The organism is Ruminococcus sp. YRD2003 (genome assembly GCA_900109435.1).
GTDB lineage: Bacteria > Bacillota > Clostridia > Oscillospirales > Ruminococcaceae > Ruminococcus > Ruminococcus flavefaciens_G.
Map to the genome: position 1 here is coordinate 154,758 of FNZT01000012.1, position 17,618 is coordinate 172,375.

Below are 17,618 nucleotides of genomic sequence, written 5' to 3' on the forward strand. Positions count from 1 at the left end.
CTATAATGATATTGAGTCGAACAATGACAGGAGGAGCGCCGAATGAACAGCATAAGCGATTCGATAACCACCCGCTTCAATAAACAGATATGGACGAAATTCCGCCGCGGAGTCCGCGACTACAGGCTCATAGAGGCAGGAGACCGCATTGCCGTGTGTATATCGGGAGGCAAGGACTCGATGCTCATGGCTCAGTGCATAGCCCGTCTCAGGCGCAACAACGAGATACCTTTCGAGGTCGAGTACGTCATAATGGACCCTGGATACACGCCCGTGAATCTGCAGCGCATACTTGACAATGCAGAGCTCCTCGGGATACCTGCAAAGGTCTATTCTACGCGGATTTTCGAGTCGGCAGAGAAGGAGGAGAAGCACCCCTGCTTCCTGTGTGCGAGACTTCGGCGCGGCTGGCTGTACAAGAAAGCGCAGGAGCTCGGCTGCAACAAGATAGCGCTCGGGCACCACTTCGACGACGTGATAGAGACTATACTTATGGGGATGCTGTACGGCTCGCAGATGCAGACCATGATGCCGAGACTCAGAGCCGAGAATTACGAGGGCGTGGAGCTGATACGTCCGCTGTATCTCGTCCGCGAGGCTGACATCATCGCGTGGCGTGACTTCAACGGTCTGGAGTTCATACAGTGCGCGTGCCGTGTGACCGAGAAAAAGGGCGAGGACGGCTCCAAACGCGCGGAGATAAAGGCACTGATAGCACAGCTGAAGAAGACGAATCCCGCAGTAGAGATGAACATTTTCCGCAGCCCCGAGAACGTGAATCTGCGCACGCTCATCTCCTATCATGACGGCGGCGAGTACCATCATTTCCTTGACGGATACGAATAAGCGCGCGGATATCCCGCAATGTTGACAAAAGCTTGTCAAAAGTTTGCCTTTTTTGTCTGTTTTTACGATTTTAACGGAATATTCACACATATAACTTGATATTTTTTGCGGGTATGCTATAATAATATTATACCAAGCTGTATCCACAGCTATAATCGGAGGTAATCATCATGGGAGATAATAAAGGCGGAACAAAGATAACCATACTCGGTGCGGGAAATGTCGGCGCAACAGTCGCGTACACCCTTGCAGTAGCGGGTACGTGTACCGATATTGTCCTCATTGACATAAACAAGGAAAAGGCAAAGGGCGAGGCAATGGATATCCGACAGGGCGTATCCTTCGGTCAGAACGTCGAGATAAAGGACGGCACCTACGAAGACGCCGCCGATTCCGATATCGTTGTAGTAACACTCGGACTTGCGAGAAAGCCTGGTCAGACCCGTCTCGACCTTGCACAGGCAAACGTAAACATCATCAAGGACGTGATGCCGCAGGTAGCGAGATTTGCCCCTGACGCGATATACCTTGTTGTCAGCAACCCTGTAGATATACTTACATACGTTATATTGCAGTGTACGGAGCTCACGCCCTATCAGGTAATAGGTTCGGGCACAGCGCTCGACACCTCTCGTCTGCGTTCGAGCATCGCCGACCATCTCGGTCTCAGCCCGAACAGCGTACACGCATACGTATTCGGTGAGCACGGTGATTCCTCGTTCATTCCGTGGTCGCTCACCAACATCGCGGGAAGTCCTATGGAGGAGTACTGCGCCGAGCAGAACCACGCAGACATCGACGAAGACGAGATAATCGACGAGGTCAGAAAAGCGGGCGCGGAGGTCATCAAGCGCAAGGGCGCAACATTCTACGCTATCGCGATGACCGTAAACAAGATATGCGATTCCATACTCCGCGACACGAATAATATCATGACGGTATCATCGCTCGTACCCAACAAGTACGGCATCAGCGACGTATGTCTGAGCCTGCCCTGCGTTATCGGCAGCAATGGCATCGGCAGGGAGGTATTCCCCAAGCTCACCGCGGAAGAGGAAGACAAGCTCCGCGAGAGTGCAAAGGCGCTCAGAAGCGTGATTGAACAGCTCGAATTCTAAATGCATGGGACGGTGTCCCGCCAATTAAGAGCAAAGGAGCTCCCGAAAAACGGGAGCTCTAACTTTAGGAGGTAGAGATATGAGCCTTAACGATACGCCGTCGGGCGAGAGGATACACATCGGCTTCTTCGGAAGGCGGAACGCGGGCAAATCCAGCCTTGTCAACGCCGTCACGGGACAGGAGCTTGCCGTCGTCTCCGACGTCAAGGGAACCACGACCGACCCCGTCTACAAGGCAATGGAGCTCCTGCCGCTCGGACCCGTCGAAATAATCGACACTCCTGGGTTCGACGATGAGGGAGCCCTCGGCGAGCTGCGCGTGAAAAAGACGCGACAGATACTCGCAAAGACCGATATAGCGGTGCTTGTGGTCGACGGGAGCACAGGACTGACCGACTGCGATAAAGAGCTCATCACACTTTTCCGCGAGCGTGAACTCCCGTACATCATCGCCTACAACAAGTCCGACCTCACGGGCAGCGAGTTCGCGAAAGACAACGAGATATCGGTCAGCGCCGCTGAAAACAAGAACATCTTCGAGCTCAAGGAGATGATAGGCACCCTCGCGAAGAATGCGGTCAGCGAGCGCCGCATCATCGGCGACCTGCTGAATGCGGGCGACATCGTCGTCCTCGTCACGCCGATAGACGGCTCCGCGCCGAAGGGACGCATGATACTGCCGCAGGTGCAGACCCTCCGCGACATCCTCGACGCCGACGCCATACCCGTTTTTGCCAAGGAGGGTCAGCTTGCCGATGCCCTTGCAGGACTCGCCAGACCGCCGAAAATGGTCGTCACGGACAGTCAGGTGTTCGGCATGGTGAGCAAAACAGTTCCCGCTGACATTCCGCTGACGTCGTTTTCTATCCTCATGGCGCGGTATAAGGGCTTCCTCGACGCGGCAGTCAGGGGAGCGGCTAAAATACGCACGCTCCGCGAAGGCGACACTGTTCTCATCTCCGAGGGCTGCACCCACCATCGTCAGTGCGGGGACATCGGCGCTGTCAAGCTCCCCGCCCTGCTGAAGAAGTACACGGGCAAGAGCCTGAACATCGAGCTTTCGAGCGGACGCGACTTCCCCGAAGAGCTCGGAAAATATGCCCTCGTCATTCACTGCGGAGGCTGTATGCTCAACGAGCGCGAGATGTCCCACAGGCAGAATACCGCGAAAGCGGCAGGCGTTCCGTTCACGAACTACGGCACGGCTATCGCGTGCATGAACGGCATTCTAAAGCGCAGCCTCGGCATTTTCCCCGACCTTGCAAAGGAGCTGAGCGAATGAAGAAGCGTCTTCCTTACATCGTGTTATTTGCGGTGCTTGTGGGTGTGGAGGTGCTTATCGCGCTCACTCAGCACGACAATTTCATTCGCTACTACGGCGGCGACATCATCGTGATGTGGGTGTTGTACTGTCTTGTACAGGCGGTGCTCGGCGGGAAAAACAACCACTATATCGTCAACCTCGCGCTGCTTGCGTTTGCGTTCGCAGTGGAGTTCGTTCAGAAGTGGGGCTTCGCGGATAAATTCGGCATAGAGAGCCCGTTCCTGCGCACTCTCATAGGCACGAGCTTTGCGGTCGAGGACTTGTTCAGCTATGCCGCAGGCACGGCTGTAGCCTGCGCGGGAGTGTTCGTTTACAGCAGGATAGTCGGAAGCAGGGACGGTAAAAATGAATGAGAGAGGGGGAGGAATGCTCGGTCCGCCCCCTTTCAGTATGTAAATATGCACGGAATCGCGAATATATATTCATAAACCCGAGAATAATCCTGTGAAAAATGAATATTTATTCAAAAGGGGTTGACAACGCAAAATAGCGGAGTATAATAGTATTATCACGATTTTTCACGCCGAAACGGCGTTTTGAATTTCAGGAGGTAATTATCATGGCTAAAAAAGAAGTTAAAAAGGTAGTTCTCGCTTATTCGGGCGGACTTGACACATCTATCATCATCCCGTGGCTCAAGGAAAACTACAATAACCCCGAGATAATCGCTGTTTCGGGTGACGTAGGACAGGGCACCGAGCTCGACGGACTCGAGGAGAAGGCTATCAAGACAGGCGCTTCCAAGCTCATCATCGCCGACCTCAAGGAGGAGTTCATTCAGGACTACGTATATCCCACAGTACAGGCAGGCGCTATCTACGAGAACAGATATATGCTCGGCACGTCCTTTGCACGTCCGATCATTGCCAAGAGAATAGCCGAGATAGCACTCGCCGAGGGCGCAGACGCTATCTGCCACGGCTGCACAGGCAAGGGCAACGACCAGGTACGCTTCGAGCTTGCTATCAAGGCATTTGCTCCCGACATGACAATAATCGCTCCGTGGAGAGAATGGGATATCAAGTCCCGCGACCAGGAGATAGACTACGCAGAAGCTCACAACATCCCGCTCAAGATAAGCCGTGAGACAAACTACTCCAAGGACAAGAACATCTGGCACCTCAGCCACGAGGGTCTCGACCTTGAGGACCCCGCAAACGAGCCTCAGTACGAGAAGAAGGGCTTCCTTGAAATGGGCGTATCACCTATCGACGCTCCCGACAAGCCCACATACATCACTATCCACTTCGAGAAGGGCATCCCCACAAAGCTCGACGGCAAGGAGCTCAACGGCGTTGAGATGGTAAGCGCTCTCAACAAGCTCGGCGGCGAGAACGGCATCGGACTTGCTGACCTCGTAGAGAACCGTCTTGTCGGCATGAAGTCCAGAGGCGTATACGAGACTCCCGGCGGCGCTATCCTCTATCACGCACACGAAGTTCTCGAGACTATCACTCTTGACAAGGAGACAGCTCGCATCAAGCAGTATCTCGGCATCAAGTTTGCTGATATCGTATACAACGGACAGTGGTTCACACCTCTCCGCGAGGCACTCAGCGCATTCGTAACAGAGACACAGAAGAACGTTACAGGTGACGTAAAGCTCAAGCTCTACAAGGGCAACATCATCAACGCAGGCGTAACATCGCCCAACACTCTCTACGATGAGGAAGTTGCTACATTCGACGAGGACGAGGTCTACAATCAGGCTGACGCGGCAGGCTTCATAAACCTCTTCGGACTCCCGATAAAGGTAAAGGCAAAGCTCGACCAGAAGAGAAACAACAAGTAATAAGCCGAAACAGATATGATATAAAGGATAATTGGAGGATCAAATGAAAAAGATAATCGCTGCACTCACATTTCTCTGCGTTGCCGCATCAGCTGTAAGCTGCGGCGCAAAGGAAGACGATACCGAACTTTCAAAGCCCGATCAGCCCGCAACGGCGGCTAAGACCACCGAAGCGGAGACTGAGCCTGAAACCGAACCCGAGACCGAGACAGAGGAGCCTACGCTCTCTGCCGAGGAGATACAGAAGATCAAGGACGAGGATATGAAATACCTCGAAAAGTTCGAGGTCAGCCTGCTTGATTACTACGTCGGCACTCCCAAGGAAGCAGGCATAGACAGTGACGACAGTGACAAGGCTACTATCCTGACTGTCGGAGTCAACTTCAATTCTACCGATCTCAAAAAGCTGGACTGGTATGACCTTATGGCGAAAGATGTAAGCCTTCATCCGAATCAGGTTTCCACTGTCTGGGGTGCAAAGGACAAAGACGGTGAACTGTGGGGGATCTACCGCTTCAGATTTGAAGGTGAATATCCTTTGGAGGATCTGAAGCTCCAGTTCTGCTATGATGATGAGTACAACGTTACACGCGATGTCGGATTCGGCACAGAGGGCGATTTCGAGACCTTCGCAGAGAATATGTGCTGGTATGAGGATTCCGATTCAGAAGAAGCAGTGGACGGCAAGATAAAGCACCCGTACATCTACAAGATCAACGGCAGGTATTGCATCATCGAATCCTATCACGAGACTCCCGCGTGGGGCAATGACGACAACTGCAGCTACTACGATCAGACCTACGCTATCACGCCTCTTGAGGGTGCGTTCGGACCGGTCCTTGCAGAAGGCGATGTCAAGCTTGAGGCTGAAAATGTAAAGCCGTACACATATTCCAAGCTGATAGGTCTTAAAAACAGCTATTTAGGACAGTATCTTACCTGCTATATTTACTGTGACTGGGATGATATATCTGACTGGGATAATTTGTCTGACGAGGAGAAGATGGGCGCGCTGAATGCACAGGCTCTTATCTATAAGGTGATCCCCATGCAGAGCCAAAGCACGTATCTTATCATACACAGCGGCGAAGGCGAAGACATAAAGTATAGCTGCGCTATATCCGAATAATACCGACAGGCAGGGGCGAACCTCCTGCCTGTTATGATTTTTTACTGAGCAGGTGCGTTATGGATAAATTTATGAAAATTGCTATTGCAGAGGCTCAGAAGGGCATTCGTGCAGGTCACGGCGGACCTTTCGGCTGCGTTATCGTGAAGGACGGCGAAGTCGTCGGACGCGGACACAATGAGGTAGTCAAGCGCAAGGACCCGACCTGCCACGGTGAAGTAATGGCGATACGCAACGCCTGCAAGGAGCTCGGCACATTCGACCTCTCGGGCTGCGACCTCTACACCACAGCTGCTCCGTGTCCCATGTGCAGGGGAGCTATACTGTGGGCGAATATCGGAAAGGTATATTTCGGCTGCAATGTTGATGATACCGACAGCATCGGTTTCCGCGACAAGATATTCTATGAATCTGAGGAGGACTTCTGTGAGGAACTCGACCGCGATGCGTGCCTCGAGGTGTTCGAGGAGTACCGCAATATCAAGGAAAAACGGAATTATTGAAAGCCGTTAGCCGTTAGCTTTTTAGGAGGACGCAATGCAGGGGTTCAGAGAATTGACAGTGTGGTAAAAGTCGATAGAGCTTGTTGAGGAGGTCTATAGACTTTTAGAGAAGCTTCCTGCTAATGAGCGATTTGCAATGGCTGACCAAATAAGGCGTTCAGCTGTTTCGATACCCTCAAATATTGCAGAGGGACGAGGCAGAAATGCCGAAAAAGATTTTGTGCGGTTTTTAAAAATCGCTAACGGCTCGGCTTTTGAATTAGAGACACAATTGATTATTTGTCAACGAATCGGTTATTTGACTGAAGATGATACAACGAAAGCTTTTCAGCTTTGTGACGAGATTTGCAGAATGTTGAATTCTCTGATAAAAAAGCTAAAGGCTAACGGCTAACGGCTAATGGCTCAGCGTAATATACAAACAGAAAGGTTAGGTGCCAAAAATGGCAGATATGATGTGGGCAGGAAGATTTTCAAAGCAGGTGGACGCAGGCGTCAACGCGTTCAATTCTTCCATAGCCTTTGACGGACGTATGTACCGCCACGATATAAAGGGCAGTATCGCCCACGCTACCATGCTGGGAGACTGCGGCATAATCACCAAGGAGGACAGCCTCACCATTATCGAGGGGCTGAAAGGCATCCTCGCCGACATCGACAGCGGCGCACTTGAGCTCGACCCCAACGCCGAGGACATCCATATGTTCGTCGAAGCAGAGCTGACAAAGCGGCTCGGCGACGTGGGAAAGAGGCTTCACACCTCCCGTTCAAGAAACGATCAGGTCGCAGTTGACCTGCGTCTCTATCTCCGTGACGAGATAGCCGAGATACAGGCAATGGTGCGCGAGCTGACCGAGACGCTGATAAAGCTCGCCAAGGAGCACACCGAGACCATAATGCCGGGGTATACGCATCTCCAGCGTGCCCAGCCGATAACTTTCGCACACCACCTTATGGCGTATGTGTGGATGCTCATGCGCGACATCGAGCGCTTACAGGACGCAGGCAGGCGAATGAACTACTGTCCTCTCGGAAGCGGAGCTCTCGCAGGCACCACCTACAAGACCAACCGTCAGCAGACCTCCGACCTGCTCGGTTTCACGGCACCCATGCCGAACAGCCTTGACGGCGTGTCCGACCGCGACTACTGCATCGAACTCTGCTGTGCGCTGTCCCTGCTGATGACGCACCTCTCACGCTTCTCCGAGGAGATAATCCTCTGGTGCTCGTGGGAGTTCAAGTTCGTCGAGCTCGACGACGCGTTCGCTACGGGTTCGTCCATCATGCCGCAGAAGAAGAACCCCGACATCACGGAGCTCATACGCGGCAAGACGGGCAGAGTGAACGGCGACCTCGTGACTCTGCTCACGATGATGAAGGGGCTCCCCCTTGCATACAACAAGGATATGCAGGAGGACAAGGAAGCCATATTCGACGCCGTTGACAACGTAAAGCTCTGCGTAAAGACCTTCACCCCCATGCTCGCGACGATGCGCGTGCTCAAGGACAACATGAGGAACGCGGCGGCACGCGGCTTCATCAACGCCACGGACTGCGCGGACTATCTCGTCAAGAAGGGTATGCCTTTCCGTGACGCTTATAAGATAACGGGCACGCTCGTTGCTCAGTGCATAGAAAAGGGCGTAACGCTCGAGACCCTGCCCATAACCGACTACAAGGCGATGACCGACCTCTTTGCCGAGGACGTATACGACGCGATAAGCCTCGACACCTGCGTGCGCGAGAGAAAGTCCGAGGGCGGACCTTCCCCCGAGGAGGTCGCGAAGCAGATAGCACTCGCCGAGAAGCGCCTTGCGGAGCTCGGATAAGCTATGAAGAAGAAGGACTTTATCTTCACGTTCGGTCTCACCCTGCTCACGGGAGTCCTGTGGGTAGCGGGCGAGGTCGTAATGGGACTGTGGATAGCTGTTCCCTCATGGGGACACATCCTGTGGTTCGCGGGGATAGTGCTCGTCACGCTGACGATAAGCGTGGTACACTCACTGAAGGAGGACGAATACGAGGAGCACCGCGACCCCAAGCGCGAGAAATACGAGCGCAAGGTGAATAAACGGAAAAGGCAGAATGCCGAAACAGCTGATGACTGATATCTGACAGCTTTTGATATTAGGAGGTAACAGAAATGTCTGTAAAGGTTTACATAGACGGTCAGGAGGGCACTACGGGTCTCAAAATTTTAGAGAGATTCGAGGGCAGGAACGACATCGAGATGATAAAGATAAGCGAGGAGCTCCGAAAGGACAGCACCGAGCGCGCCCGCCTCATCAACAGCGCGGACTACGTGTTCCTCTGCCTGCCCGACGACGCCTCGCGCGAGGCAGTCTCGTTCATCGACAAGGACAACGACCACGTCCGCATAATCGACGCCTCGACGGCTCACAGAACGAATCCCGACTGGGCATACGGCTTCCCCGAGCTGTCGGCAGAGCACCGCGCGAAGATAGAGAAGTCCAACAGAGTGGCAGTCCCGGGGTGCTACGCAAGCGGCTTCAATTCGATAGTTTACCCGCTCGTGGCGAACGGTATTATCCCCGCTGATTACCCCGTATTCGCGTATGCGACCTCGGGCTACAGCGGAGCAGGCAAGAAGGCTATCGCGGTATATGAGGGCGACGACAAGCCTTACGAGTTCAACAGTCCCCGCCAGTATGCTCTCTCACAGGCGCACAAGCACCTTCCCGAGATGCAGAAGATATCGGGACTTACCTACAAGCCGATGTTCAACCCCATGGTCTGCGACTATTTCAGCGGCATGGTGGTGAGCGTGCCTATACAGACGAGAACGCTCCCGAAGGCGTTCACACCCGCGCAGATACACGAGATGTACGCCAAGCACTATGCGGGCGCGAAACTCGTAGAGGTAATGCCTCTTATGAGCGCGGACGAGCAGAAGAGCTTCTTCCTCGCGTCGAACACACTCAGCGGACAGAACAAGCTTCAGGTATTCGTATTCGGCAGCGACGAGCAGATACTTCTCTGCGCGCGCCTCGACAACCTCGGCAAGGGAGCGAGCGGCGCGGCTGTTCAGTGCCTGAACATTATGATGGGTATAGACGAGACAACAGGTCTCGTATGATATGATACAAGGAGGTATCGGTATGGAAATACGCAAAATGACTATCGACGATTACGACGATGTCTATGCGCTGTGGATGTCGAGCAAGAATATGGGCTTCAACGACGTTGACGACTCGCGCGAGGGCATAGACAAGTACCTGCGAAGAAACCCCGATACCTCATTCGTTGCATTCAGCGGCGGAGAGCTTGCGGGCGTCATACTCGGCGGTCATGACGGCAGACGCGGCTTCATACACCACGCCTGTGTCAGGGAGACCTGCCGCCGTCAGGGCATCGGCACTCAGCTCGTGCAGACCTGCATGGATGCTCTCAAAGCTGAGGGCATAAGCAAGGTCGCGCTGCTTGTTTTCAAGTACAACGAGACAGGCAACGAATTCTGGGAGGCAATGGGCTTCACGGTGAGGGAAGACCTCAACTACCGCAATTTAGCTCTGCGTGAGCTCGTAAGAATAGACACCTAAGGAGGAAATGGTCATGGATCTGAAAAAAATCGGAAGCAACGTAAAATTCGTATACGGCGGCGTATGTGCCGCAAGAGGCTTCAAGGCTAACGGCGTTCAGTGCGGACTCGCCCACAAGCCGCTCGGGGAGATGGCAGAGGCAAATGCTGCGGCAAACAACGCTATCCCCACAGCAAAAAAGAAAAACGACCTCGCGATGATAGTGGCAGACACCGAATGTACGGCTGCTGCTGTATATACAACGAACAAGGTGAAGGGAGCTCCTATCCTTGTGACGAAGGAGCACCTCGCAGACGGCAAGGCAAGAGCCGTCATCGTGAACTCTGTCAACGCCAACACCTGCAATCCCGACGGCTACGAGAAGGCAACGAAGATGTGTCAGCTCGCGGCTGATGCACTCGGCATAGACGAGAAGGACGTCATCGTTGCTTCCACGGGCGTCATCGGACAGGTTCTCCCCATTGAGCCCATCGCAAACGGCATCAAGCCTCTTGTTGAGGGACTGAACTACGGCGGCAACAAGAGCGCTCTCGAAGCGATAATGACCACCGATACCCAGCCCAAGGAAGTAGCTGTAGAGTTCGAGGTAGGCGGCAAGACCTGTGTAATGGGCGCGATGCTCAAGGGCAGCGGCATGATACACCCGAACATGGCAACAACGCTCACCTTCATAACGACCGACACCAATATCTCCGCGGAGATGTTGCAGCGCGCACTCAGCGACAACGTGAAGGTGACTCTCAATCGCGCGAGCGTGGACGGCGACACCTCCACGAACGACATGGTCTGCGTAATGGCATCGGGCACGGCAGGAAATGCGGAGATAACGGCTGAGGACGCAGATTTCGGAGCATTCTCCAATGCTCTCTACAACGTTCTCCTCAATCTTGCAAGAATGATGGCGAAGGACGGCGAAGGCGCGACAAAGCTCATCGAGTGCGCCGTTACGGGAGCAAAGGACGAGCAGACAGCCGAGACAGTCGCGAAGTCCGTCATCTGCTCGAGCCTCTTAAAGTCGATGATATTCGGTGAGGACGCCAATGCGGGACGTATCTACTGCGCGGTAGGCTACGCGGACGCCGAATTCGACATCAGCAAGGTCGACATAGACATGGCATCAAAGGGCGGCAGCATTGCTCTCGGACGTCAGGGCTGCGTGACCGAGTTTGACGAAGAAGTTGCGAAGCGTGTGCTTGCAGAGGACGAGATACAGATAATCGTATCTCTCGGCGAGGGCAGCGGAACGGCGGTATGCTGGGGCTGCGACCTCACCTACGACTACGTCAAGATAAACGGTGATTACAGAAGCTGATTTGTAGGGGGCGAGTTCCGCTCGCCCGTGTCGGCTTTGACTATTTGCGGGCGGCGAAACGCCGCCCCTACGGTTTGATAAACAGGAGAGATAGATATGGAAAAGATTTCAAATCAGGATAAATCGCAGATACTTATAGACGCGCTGCCGTACATACAGAAGTACAGCAACAAGATAGTCGTTGTGAAGTACGGCGGAAACGCGATGACCAACAAGGAGCTGAAGGACGCAGTCATGACCGACATCGTGCTTCTCTCGCTCGTCGGCATCAAGGTCGTGCTCGTACACGGCGGCGGACCCGAGATAAGCGATATGCTGAAGAAGCTTGAAATAGAGAGCCGCTTCATCAACGGTCTGCGCTACACCGACGAGGCAACAGTCGATGTTGTAAAAATGGTGCTTGCGGGCAAGGTCAACAAGGAGCTCGTACAGCTCCTCGCCCAGCATAAGGGCAGCGCAGTCGGACTCTGCGGCATTGACGGCGAGATGCTTGTTGCCGAGAAGAAGACCACCGACGACGGACAGGACCTCGGCTGGGTAGGCGAGATAACCCGCGTCAACACCAAGCCTATCCTCGACGCGCTTGAAAACGGCAATATCCCCGTTATCGCGACCGTAGCCACCGACAATGACGGCAACACCTACAACATCAACGCCGACACGGCAGCAGCCCGCATAGCGGCGGAGCTCGGTGCCGAGAACCTGATACTTATGACCGATATCGCGGGACTTCTTCGCGACAAGGACGACCCGTCGACGCTCATACCCTCGGTCAACGTGAGCGAGGTGCCGTATCTGAAGATGCAGGGCATAATCTCGGGCGGAATGATACCTAAGATAGACTGCTGTGTAGAGTCCGTCAGACGCGGCGTCCCGAGAGCCGTCATAATTGACGGGCGCGTACCGCACTCTATCCTGATAGAAATACTGTCGAACGAGGGCATTGGTACACAATTTACATAATAGCTCGGCATAATTATTAAAAATAGTTTACTTGTAAACAAAAAATTTACCCTGAATTACTAAAATGATTATTGATTTTACATACAAAACAGCGCTATAATATATAATGTAACGGTATCTGTGGAGTATGGTATAAGGAGAGATACTTATGAGCAGTGAGAATACCATAAAAAAGTTCAATGAGCACGTTATGCAGTCCTACGGAAGGTACCCGCTCGTTATGGAGCAGGGCTCGGGAAGGCGCTGCAAGGACGAGGACGGCAGGGAGTACATCGACTTCGGAAGCGGCATCGGTACCAACAGCCTCGGCTACTGCGACGAAAAATGGGCTGATGCGGTCTGCGCACAGGTAAGAACTCTCCAGCACAACTCCAACTACTACTATACAGCCGTTCAGGCAGAATTCGCAGAGAGGCTCTGCGCGGTGTCGGGATACAGCAAGGTATTCTTCGGCAACAGCGGCGCGGAGGCAAACGAGTGCGCGATAAAGGTCGCGAGGAAGTACAGCTTCGACAAGTACGGCAAGGGCAGGCACAACATCATCACCCTCGTCAACTCCTTCCACGGCAGGACGATAGCAACGCTGTCGGCTACGGGTCAGGACGTCTTCCACAATTACTTCTTCCCCTTCGTTGAGGGCTTCATCAACGTCGAGGCAAACAATATCGCAGACCTGAAAGCAAAGCTTGACGATACCGTATGTGCGGTAATGATAGAGTACGTACAGGGCGAGGGCGGCGTAAACAAGCTTGATAAAGACTTCGTTGACGCGATATACGAGCTCTGTGCTCCGAAGGATATCCTCGTCATCGCGGACGAGATACAGACAGGCGTCGGCAGGACAGGCAAGTTCCTTGCAGGCGAACATTACGGCAAAAAGGCAGATATAACGACTCTTGCCAAGGGCATAGCGGGCGGACTCCCCATGGGAGCGTGCCTCGTGAACGAAAAGCTGGAAGGCGTGCTCACAGCGGGCACGCACGGTTCGACATTCGGCGGCAACCCCGTTGCCTGCGCAGGCGGACTGGCAGTCCTTGACAGGATAGAGAGCGAAGGCTTCCTTGACAGCGTAAGCGCCAAGGCGGAGCATTTCAGGGAAAGGCTTGAAAAATGCAGCGAGGTCGCCGAAGTCAGCGGCCTCGGACTGATGATAGGAATTACTCTCAAATCGAAGAAAGCGGCAGATGTTGCAAAGGCAGCTCTCGGCAAGGGGCTGCTCGTGCTGACGGCAAAGGAGAAGGTAAGGCTCCTTCCGCCGCTGACTATTGAGGTCAGTGAGATAGATGCAGGGCTCGACCTGCTGTTTGAGATACTGGAGGAATGATCAATGGAGCTGATGATCTCTGTAAAGGGCAATAAATTTACAGTTACAGATAAAAAGCAGCAAAGGCTTCTCTATACGATAAAGAAGAAGGCGTTCAGCAGCGGAAGATATGTTCTGCTCGACGCGAGCAATTATCAGCTGTATACCATCGTTCAGACGAGCGATGACAGGAAGCCCACATTTTCGATAACGCACAATGATGTCTCAATAATGAAACTCGACTGCAAGTCGCTGTTTCTTGACCCGACCATAACCGTTTCGGGCAAGGATACGGCGGGGACAAAGATAAACTATTCCATCGCGAGCAAGGACCACAGAGATTTCCAGCTTTTAAAGGACGACTTGAACGTCGGCAGGATGCAGGTACGCCTGACAGTCGGCGGCGAGCTGCAATATGAGATCGAAATAGAGGACAAGGTATTTGACGACTATATCCCGCTGTTTGCCGTTGCGGTCGACCTGACCTTCGGCAATATGAACAGAAGCAAATAACGAACTGAAAGGACAAAAAATATGAAACACTTACTTAAAATGCTCGACCTGAGCACAGAAGAGATAACAGAGATACTCGACCTTGCCGACCAGCTCAAGTACGAGCTCAAGCACGGCATACCGCATCCCCACCTCAAGGGAAAGACGCTCGGAATGATATTCCAGAAGGCGTCCACACGCACAAGGGTCTCGTTTGAGACAGGAATGTACCAGCTCGGCGGTTATCCGCTGTTCCTCTCGTCGAACGACCTCCAGATAGGCCGCGGCGAGCCCGTACAGGATACAGCCCGCGTGCTCTCGCGCTATCTCAGCGGCATCATGATACGCACCTTCGAGCAGAAGGAGGTAGAGGACCTCGCCAAGTACGGCAATATCCCGATAATCAACGGACTGACGGACTTCTGCCACCCCTGTCAGGTACTTGCGGACCTTATGACTATCCGTGAGTTCAAGGGCAAGCTCGACGGACTGAAGATGTGCTTCATCGGCGACGGCAACAACATGGCGAATTCTCTTATCGTAGGCGGACTCAAAACAGGCATGAGCGTATCTATCGCGTGCCCGAATGACTATCAGCCGCCGAAGGAGATACTCGACTTTGCGGCGGGATACGGCGACAAGTTCGAGATGACGGAATCCCCCGCACAGGCAGCCAAGGACGCAGACGTTATCCTCACGGACGTATGGGCTTCCATGGGACAGGAGGAAGAGGCTGAGAAGCGCAGAAAGGCGTTCGCAGGCTATCAGGTGAACGACGACATCATGGCAGTTGCGAAGGCAGATGCAATGGTGCTTCACTGTCTGCCCGCACATCGCGAGGAGGAGATAACCGAGAAGGTATTCGAGGCTCACGCGAAGGAGATATTCGAGGAGGCAGAGAACCGTCTCCACGCTCAGAAGGCAGTAATGGTAAAGCTGATGGCGTAAGATACATATCAAGGCAGTCTTCAGACTGCCTTTTTTCGCGTCAAAGCCGTCCGCGCGCTTGACAACGTCTCGGGGGAGTGCTACAATTATAGAAAAGAAGCAATTGGGGGTGCTTTTATGAGAAAAACAATGGCGGTCATGACCGCTTTTATCCTGACGGTTTCGGCTGTATACGGAACTTCCGCGCGTGCGGCTGAGGCTGCATCTCTCGGCGACTGCAACAGCGACGGAATGGTGAATGCCTCAGACGCGACCGACGTGCTGAAATACTACTCCTCACTCTCCACGGGCGGTGACGTATGGGCGAGCGCCAAAGTCAGGCTCGCGGATATGGACGGCGACAGCAAGGTCGATTCCACCGACGCATCGTACATCCTGAGCTATTATTCGGCAGTTTCGACGGGTTCGGAGATGACGCCCGAGAAATACATGGAATACAGGACAAAAGGCTTCGGCGATTTCAGCTACTACAGCAATATTGAAGTCCGCGTGGGGAACGGCTGTGTGAATATCAAGGCGAACGACATTTCCGCGGACGAGTATATCAAACAGCAATATCACGAGGGAGCGGCATCCTGCGCGTATGAGGTGAGCATATACAGGAACAGCGAAAACGCTGACGGTACGCAGAAAAGCGAGCTTGTCAGCACCGAGACGGTGCGTAAGATAAGCAAAGGCGAGCGCGTTTACAGATTCTACGGCGAGGAGTACCGCGAGCCCTGCGACGTATTCAGCGCGGCGCTTCCGCAGAACATCGAGACCAAGGGCTGTACATACAGGGTCGAGGTGCGCGGACACTACAAGATAGGCGGCGTGGAGGTCACGGCGTCGAATGTGTCATCTGCGGCACTTGATACGCTCCCGCTGATAGTCAACAACGCGAAGCTAACGCCGCACGACGCGTATAATCTGTACAATATCAAGGTGAGCCCGCCCGCATACAAGGCGACATATTACGTCAGTGCGGCTGACAAGAAGATACTCGACGACTTCGCGGCGGAGCATTTCACCGCGGATATGTCGAACTACGACAAGATAGAGTACACGTGGGACTGGCTGAACAAGAACGTCACCTATGCGAGCGGCAATCTCTACAACGACATTATTTCGGACAGCTGGGTGTCGGCTTGCTTTGTCAAAAAGAAGGGGCAGTGCCTGCAATACAACGGCGCGCTTGCCGAAATGCTGGCGTATATGGGCTACGACGTGTATATGCTGGAGATGTGGCTCAACCCCGACGGCACGAATCAGCATTTCCGCGCCGAGGTCGTCATAGACGGACAGGCATACAGCATAGAGGTCGGCAACAACGGCTCATACGCGGGCTGGCTGTGGCTGTTCAGACCCATAGAATCGAGCATCAAAGGCGTACAGAGGTAACGGAGGCTCAATGGAAAACACGATAATAGGATTTTTAGGAGCGGCAGTCGGAGTCATCGGACTTGTGATGTTCATACGCACACTTCTTTTCAGACTTGGCGGAGAGCAGGCAGTCGGGCGTGTCATATCGGCACGTCAGGACAGCAAGGGCAGGTTTATCCACAAGGTAGCGTATCAGGCGGACGGCGCGGAGGTCATCAGTGAGGACAGCGATGCCTATGAGAGACCGCTCGACAGCGGTTCGGAGCTTCCGCTGATATATAAGAGGAGCGAACCGAAGCGCTGTAAATCGCTGAAAGAGGTGAATCTAAGCCTGATAGGGTTCGGCATTTTGGCGCTCATGGGAGCGACGTTTGTTATGAGGTTTCTTGTCTTGTAGCATATTGCACAAAAAGAGAATGAAAAAGACGATTTTCTTTTAGTTGACAAACCGCAAATAGCGTGCTATAATAATTAAGTCGCCGCGAGAGAGTGTGACGGCACAGCATCTTGAAAATTGAACAATGCTAAGAAAAAGTAACGACCCTTGAGATTCCTTTGCGAGAGCAAAGAAAGTCAAGTAAGAAGACTAAAAAAACGCAGTAATAACGCAAGCGTTATTGAACAGGATTAAGATATTTTGGTTACTTGAAAGAGTGACTGATATATACTATTTAATAAAGAGTTTGATCCTGGCTCAGGACGAACGCTGGCGGCACGCTTAACACATGCAAGTCGAACGGAGTTAATTTTGGTTTACTGAGATTAACTTAGTGGCGGACGGGTGAGTAACACGTGAGCAACCTGCCTCTGAGAAAGGGATAGCTTCTGGAAACGGATGGTAATACCTTGTAACATAACGGAGCCGCATGACTTTGTTATCAAAGATTTATCGCTCAGAGATGGGCTCGCGTCTGATTAGATAGTTGGTGAGGTAACGGCTCACCAAGTCGACGATCAGTAGCCGGA

The 17,618-nt window shown here is 53.2% G+C and carries 19 protein-coding genes and 1 rRNA gene; all 20 read left to right on the forward strand.

What is annotated here, in order from left to right:
- The first annotated feature begins 42 nt into the window (after positions 1–42).
- Positions 43–846, forward strand: a complete 804-nt coding sequence (locus BMX22_RS11550) for a tRNA lysidine(34) synthetase (protein ID WP_074742591.1) — start codon at positions 43–45, stop codon at positions 844–846.
- Positions 847–1,016: 170 nt separating this feature from the next.
- Positions 1,017–1,964, forward strand: a complete 948-nt coding sequence (locus BMX22_RS11555; protein ID WP_074742592.1) for an L-lactate dehydrogenase — start codon at positions 1,017–1,019, stop codon at positions 1,962–1,964.
- Positions 1,965–2,043: 79 nt separating this feature from the next.
- Positions 2,044–3,246, forward strand: a complete 1,203-nt coding sequence (hydF, locus tag BMX22_RS11560) for a [FeFe] hydrogenase H-cluster maturation GTPase HydF (protein ID WP_074742593.1) — start codon at positions 2,044–2,046, stop codon at positions 3,244–3,246.
- Entirely contained in the window at positions 3,243–3,641 is a 399-nt protein-coding gene (locus BMX22_RS11565) for a DUF2809 domain-containing protein (RefSeq protein ID WP_074742594.1), read from the forward strand. Before hydF ends, BMX22_RS11565 begins: the two co-directional genes overlap by 4 nt.
- Positions 3,642–3,847: 206 nt before the next feature.
- Complete coding sequence (locus BMX22_RS11570; protein WP_074742595.1) at positions 3,848–5,080, forward strand: argininosuccinate synthase; 1,233 nt, start codon at positions 3,848–3,850, stop codon at positions 5,078–5,080.
- A gap of 43 nt (positions 5,081–5,123) precedes the next feature.
- Entirely contained in the window at positions 5,124–6,209 is a 1,086-nt protein-coding gene (locus BMX22_RS11575) for a hypothetical protein (protein ID WP_074742596.1), read from the forward strand.
- A gap of 59 nt (positions 6,210–6,268) precedes the next feature.
- Positions 6,269–6,712: a nucleoside deaminase gene (locus BMX22_RS11580; protein ID WP_074742597.1), complete on the forward strand. Its 444-nt coding sequence runs from the start codon at positions 6,269–6,271 to the stop codon at positions 6,710–6,712.
- A gap of 73 nt (positions 6,713–6,785) precedes the next feature.
- Entirely contained in the window at positions 6,786–7,106 is a 321-nt protein-coding gene (locus tag BMX22_RS11585; RefSeq protein WP_207645882.1) for a four helix bundle protein, read from the forward strand.
- Between the two features lie 49 nt (positions 7,107–7,155).
- Positions 7,156–8,541: an argininosuccinate lyase gene (gene argH, locus BMX22_RS11590; protein ID WP_074742598.1), complete on the forward strand. Its 1,386-nt coding sequence runs from the start codon at positions 7,156–7,158 to the stop codon at positions 8,539–8,541.
- 3 nt (positions 8,542–8,544) lie between these two features.
- A complete protein-coding gene (locus BMX22_RS11595; protein WP_074742599.1) occupies positions 8,545–8,820 on the forward strand; it encodes a hypothetical protein in 276 nt (91 codons plus the stop codon).
- 35 nt (positions 8,821–8,855) lie between these two features.
- Positions 8,856–9,809: an N-acetyl-gamma-glutamyl-phosphate reductase gene (gene argC / locus BMX22_RS11600; RefSeq protein WP_074742600.1), complete on the forward strand. Its 954-nt coding sequence runs from the start codon at positions 8,856–8,858 to the stop codon at positions 9,807–9,809.
- 22 nt (positions 9,810–9,831) lie between these two features.
- Positions 9,832–10,272: a GNAT family N-acetyltransferase gene (locus BMX22_RS11605; RefSeq protein WP_074742601.1), complete on the forward strand. Its 441-nt coding sequence runs from the start codon at positions 9,832–9,834 to the stop codon at positions 10,270–10,272.
- A gap of 13 nt (positions 10,273–10,285) precedes the next feature.
- Entirely contained in the window at positions 10,286–11,584 is a 1,299-nt protein-coding gene (gene argJ / locus BMX22_RS11610; protein WP_074742602.1) for a bifunctional ornithine acetyltransferase/N-acetylglutamate synthase, read from the forward strand.
- A gap of 96 nt (positions 11,585–11,680) precedes the next feature.
- A complete protein-coding gene (argB, locus tag BMX22_RS11615; protein ID WP_074742603.1) occupies positions 11,681–12,547 on the forward strand; it encodes an acetylglutamate kinase in 867 nt (288 codons plus the stop codon).
- A gap of 148 nt (positions 12,548–12,695) precedes the next feature.
- Positions 12,696–13,871, forward strand: coding sequence for an aspartate aminotransferase family protein (locus tag BMX22_RS11620; RefSeq protein ID WP_074742604.1), 1,176 nt, complete (start codon positions 12,696–12,698; stop codon positions 13,869–13,871).
- Positions 13,872–13,874: 3 nt separating this feature from the next.
- Positions 13,875–14,363, forward strand: coding sequence for a hypothetical protein (locus tag BMX22_RS11625; protein ID WP_074742605.1), 489 nt, complete (start codon positions 13,875–13,877; stop codon positions 14,361–14,363).
- Between the two features lie 21 nt (positions 14,364–14,384).
- Positions 14,385–15,290 (forward strand): ornithine carbamoyltransferase, encoded by a 906-nt coding sequence (argF, locus tag BMX22_RS11630; protein ID WP_074742606.1) that lies wholly within the window; start codon positions 14,385–14,387, stop codon positions 15,288–15,290.
- A 117-nt stretch (positions 15,291–15,407) separates the two neighbouring features.
- Positions 15,408–16,670 carry a dockerin type I domain-containing protein gene (locus BMX22_RS11635; protein WP_143055524.1) on the forward strand — a complete coding sequence of 421 codons (1,263 nt, stop codon included), beginning with the start codon at positions 15,408–15,410 and terminating at the stop codon, positions 16,668–16,670.
- A 10-nt stretch (positions 16,671–16,680) separates the two neighbouring features.
- Positions 16,681–17,049: a DUF3592 domain-containing protein gene (locus tag BMX22_RS11640; protein ID WP_074742608.1), complete on the forward strand. Its 369-nt coding sequence runs from the start codon at positions 16,681–16,683 to the stop codon at positions 17,047–17,049.
- Positions 17,050–17,323: 274 nt separating this feature from the next.
- A 16S ribosomal RNA gene (locus BMX22_RS11645) occupies positions 17,324–17,618 on the forward strand; the annotation flags it as partial.

Bases quoted from the DNA above. Each gene is read 5' to 3' on its own strand.
- BMX22_RS11550 (WP_074742591.1), top strand. From the start codon at position 43: ATGAACAGCATAAGCGATTCGATAACCACCCGCTTCAATAAACAGATA.
- BMX22_RS11555 (WP_074742592.1), top strand. From the start codon at position 1,017: ATGGGAGATAATAAAGGCGGAACAAAGATAACCATACTCGGTGCGGGA.
- hydF (WP_074742593.1), top strand. From the start codon at position 2,044: ATGAGCCTTAACGATACGCCGTCGGGCGAGAGGATACACATCGGCTTC.
- BMX22_RS11565 (WP_074742594.1), top strand. From the start codon at position 3,243: ATGAAGAAGCGTCTTCCTTACATCGTGTTATTTGCGGTGCTTGTGGGT.
- BMX22_RS11570 (WP_074742595.1), top strand. From the start codon at position 3,848: ATGGCTAAAAAAGAAGTTAAAAAGGTAGTTCTCGCTTATTCGGGCGGA.
- BMX22_RS11575 (WP_074742596.1), top strand. From the start codon at position 5,124: ATGAAAAAGATAATCGCTGCACTCACATTTCTCTGCGTTGCCGCATCA.
- BMX22_RS11580 (WP_074742597.1), top strand. From the start codon at position 6,269: ATGGATAAATTTATGAAAATTGCTATTGCAGAGGCTCAGAAGGGCATT.
- argH (WP_074742598.1), top strand. From the start codon at position 7,156: ATGGCAGATATGATGTGGGCAGGAAGATTTTCAAAGCAGGTGGACGCA.
- BMX22_RS11595 (WP_074742599.1), top strand. From the start codon at position 8,545: ATGAAGAAGAAGGACTTTATCTTCACGTTCGGTCTCACCCTGCTCACG.
- argC (WP_074742600.1), top strand. From the start codon at position 8,856: ATGTCTGTAAAGGTTTACATAGACGGTCAGGAGGGCACTACGGGTCTC.
- BMX22_RS11605 (WP_074742601.1), top strand. From the start codon at position 9,832: ATGGAAATACGCAAAATGACTATCGACGATTACGACGATGTCTATGCG.
- argJ (WP_074742602.1), top strand. From the start codon at position 10,286: ATGGATCTGAAAAAAATCGGAAGCAACGTAAAATTCGTATACGGCGGC.
- argB (WP_074742603.1), top strand. From the start codon at position 11,681: ATGGAAAAGATTTCAAATCAGGATAAATCGCAGATACTTATAGACGCG.
- BMX22_RS11620 (WP_074742604.1), top strand. From the start codon at position 12,696: ATGAGCAGTGAGAATACCATAAAAAAGTTCAATGAGCACGTTATGCAG.
- BMX22_RS11625 (WP_074742605.1), top strand. From the start codon at position 13,875: ATGGAGCTGATGATCTCTGTAAAGGGCAATAAATTTACAGTTACAGAT.
- argF (WP_074742606.1), top strand. From the start codon at position 14,385: ATGAAACACTTACTTAAAATGCTCGACCTGAGCACAGAAGAGATAACA.
- BMX22_RS11635 (WP_143055524.1), top strand. From the start codon at position 15,408: ATGAGAAAAACAATGGCGGTCATGACCGCTTTTATCCTGACGGTTTCG.
- BMX22_RS11640 (WP_074742608.1), top strand. From the start codon at position 16,681: ATGGAAAACACGATAATAGGATTTTTAGGAGCGGCAGTCGGAGTCATC.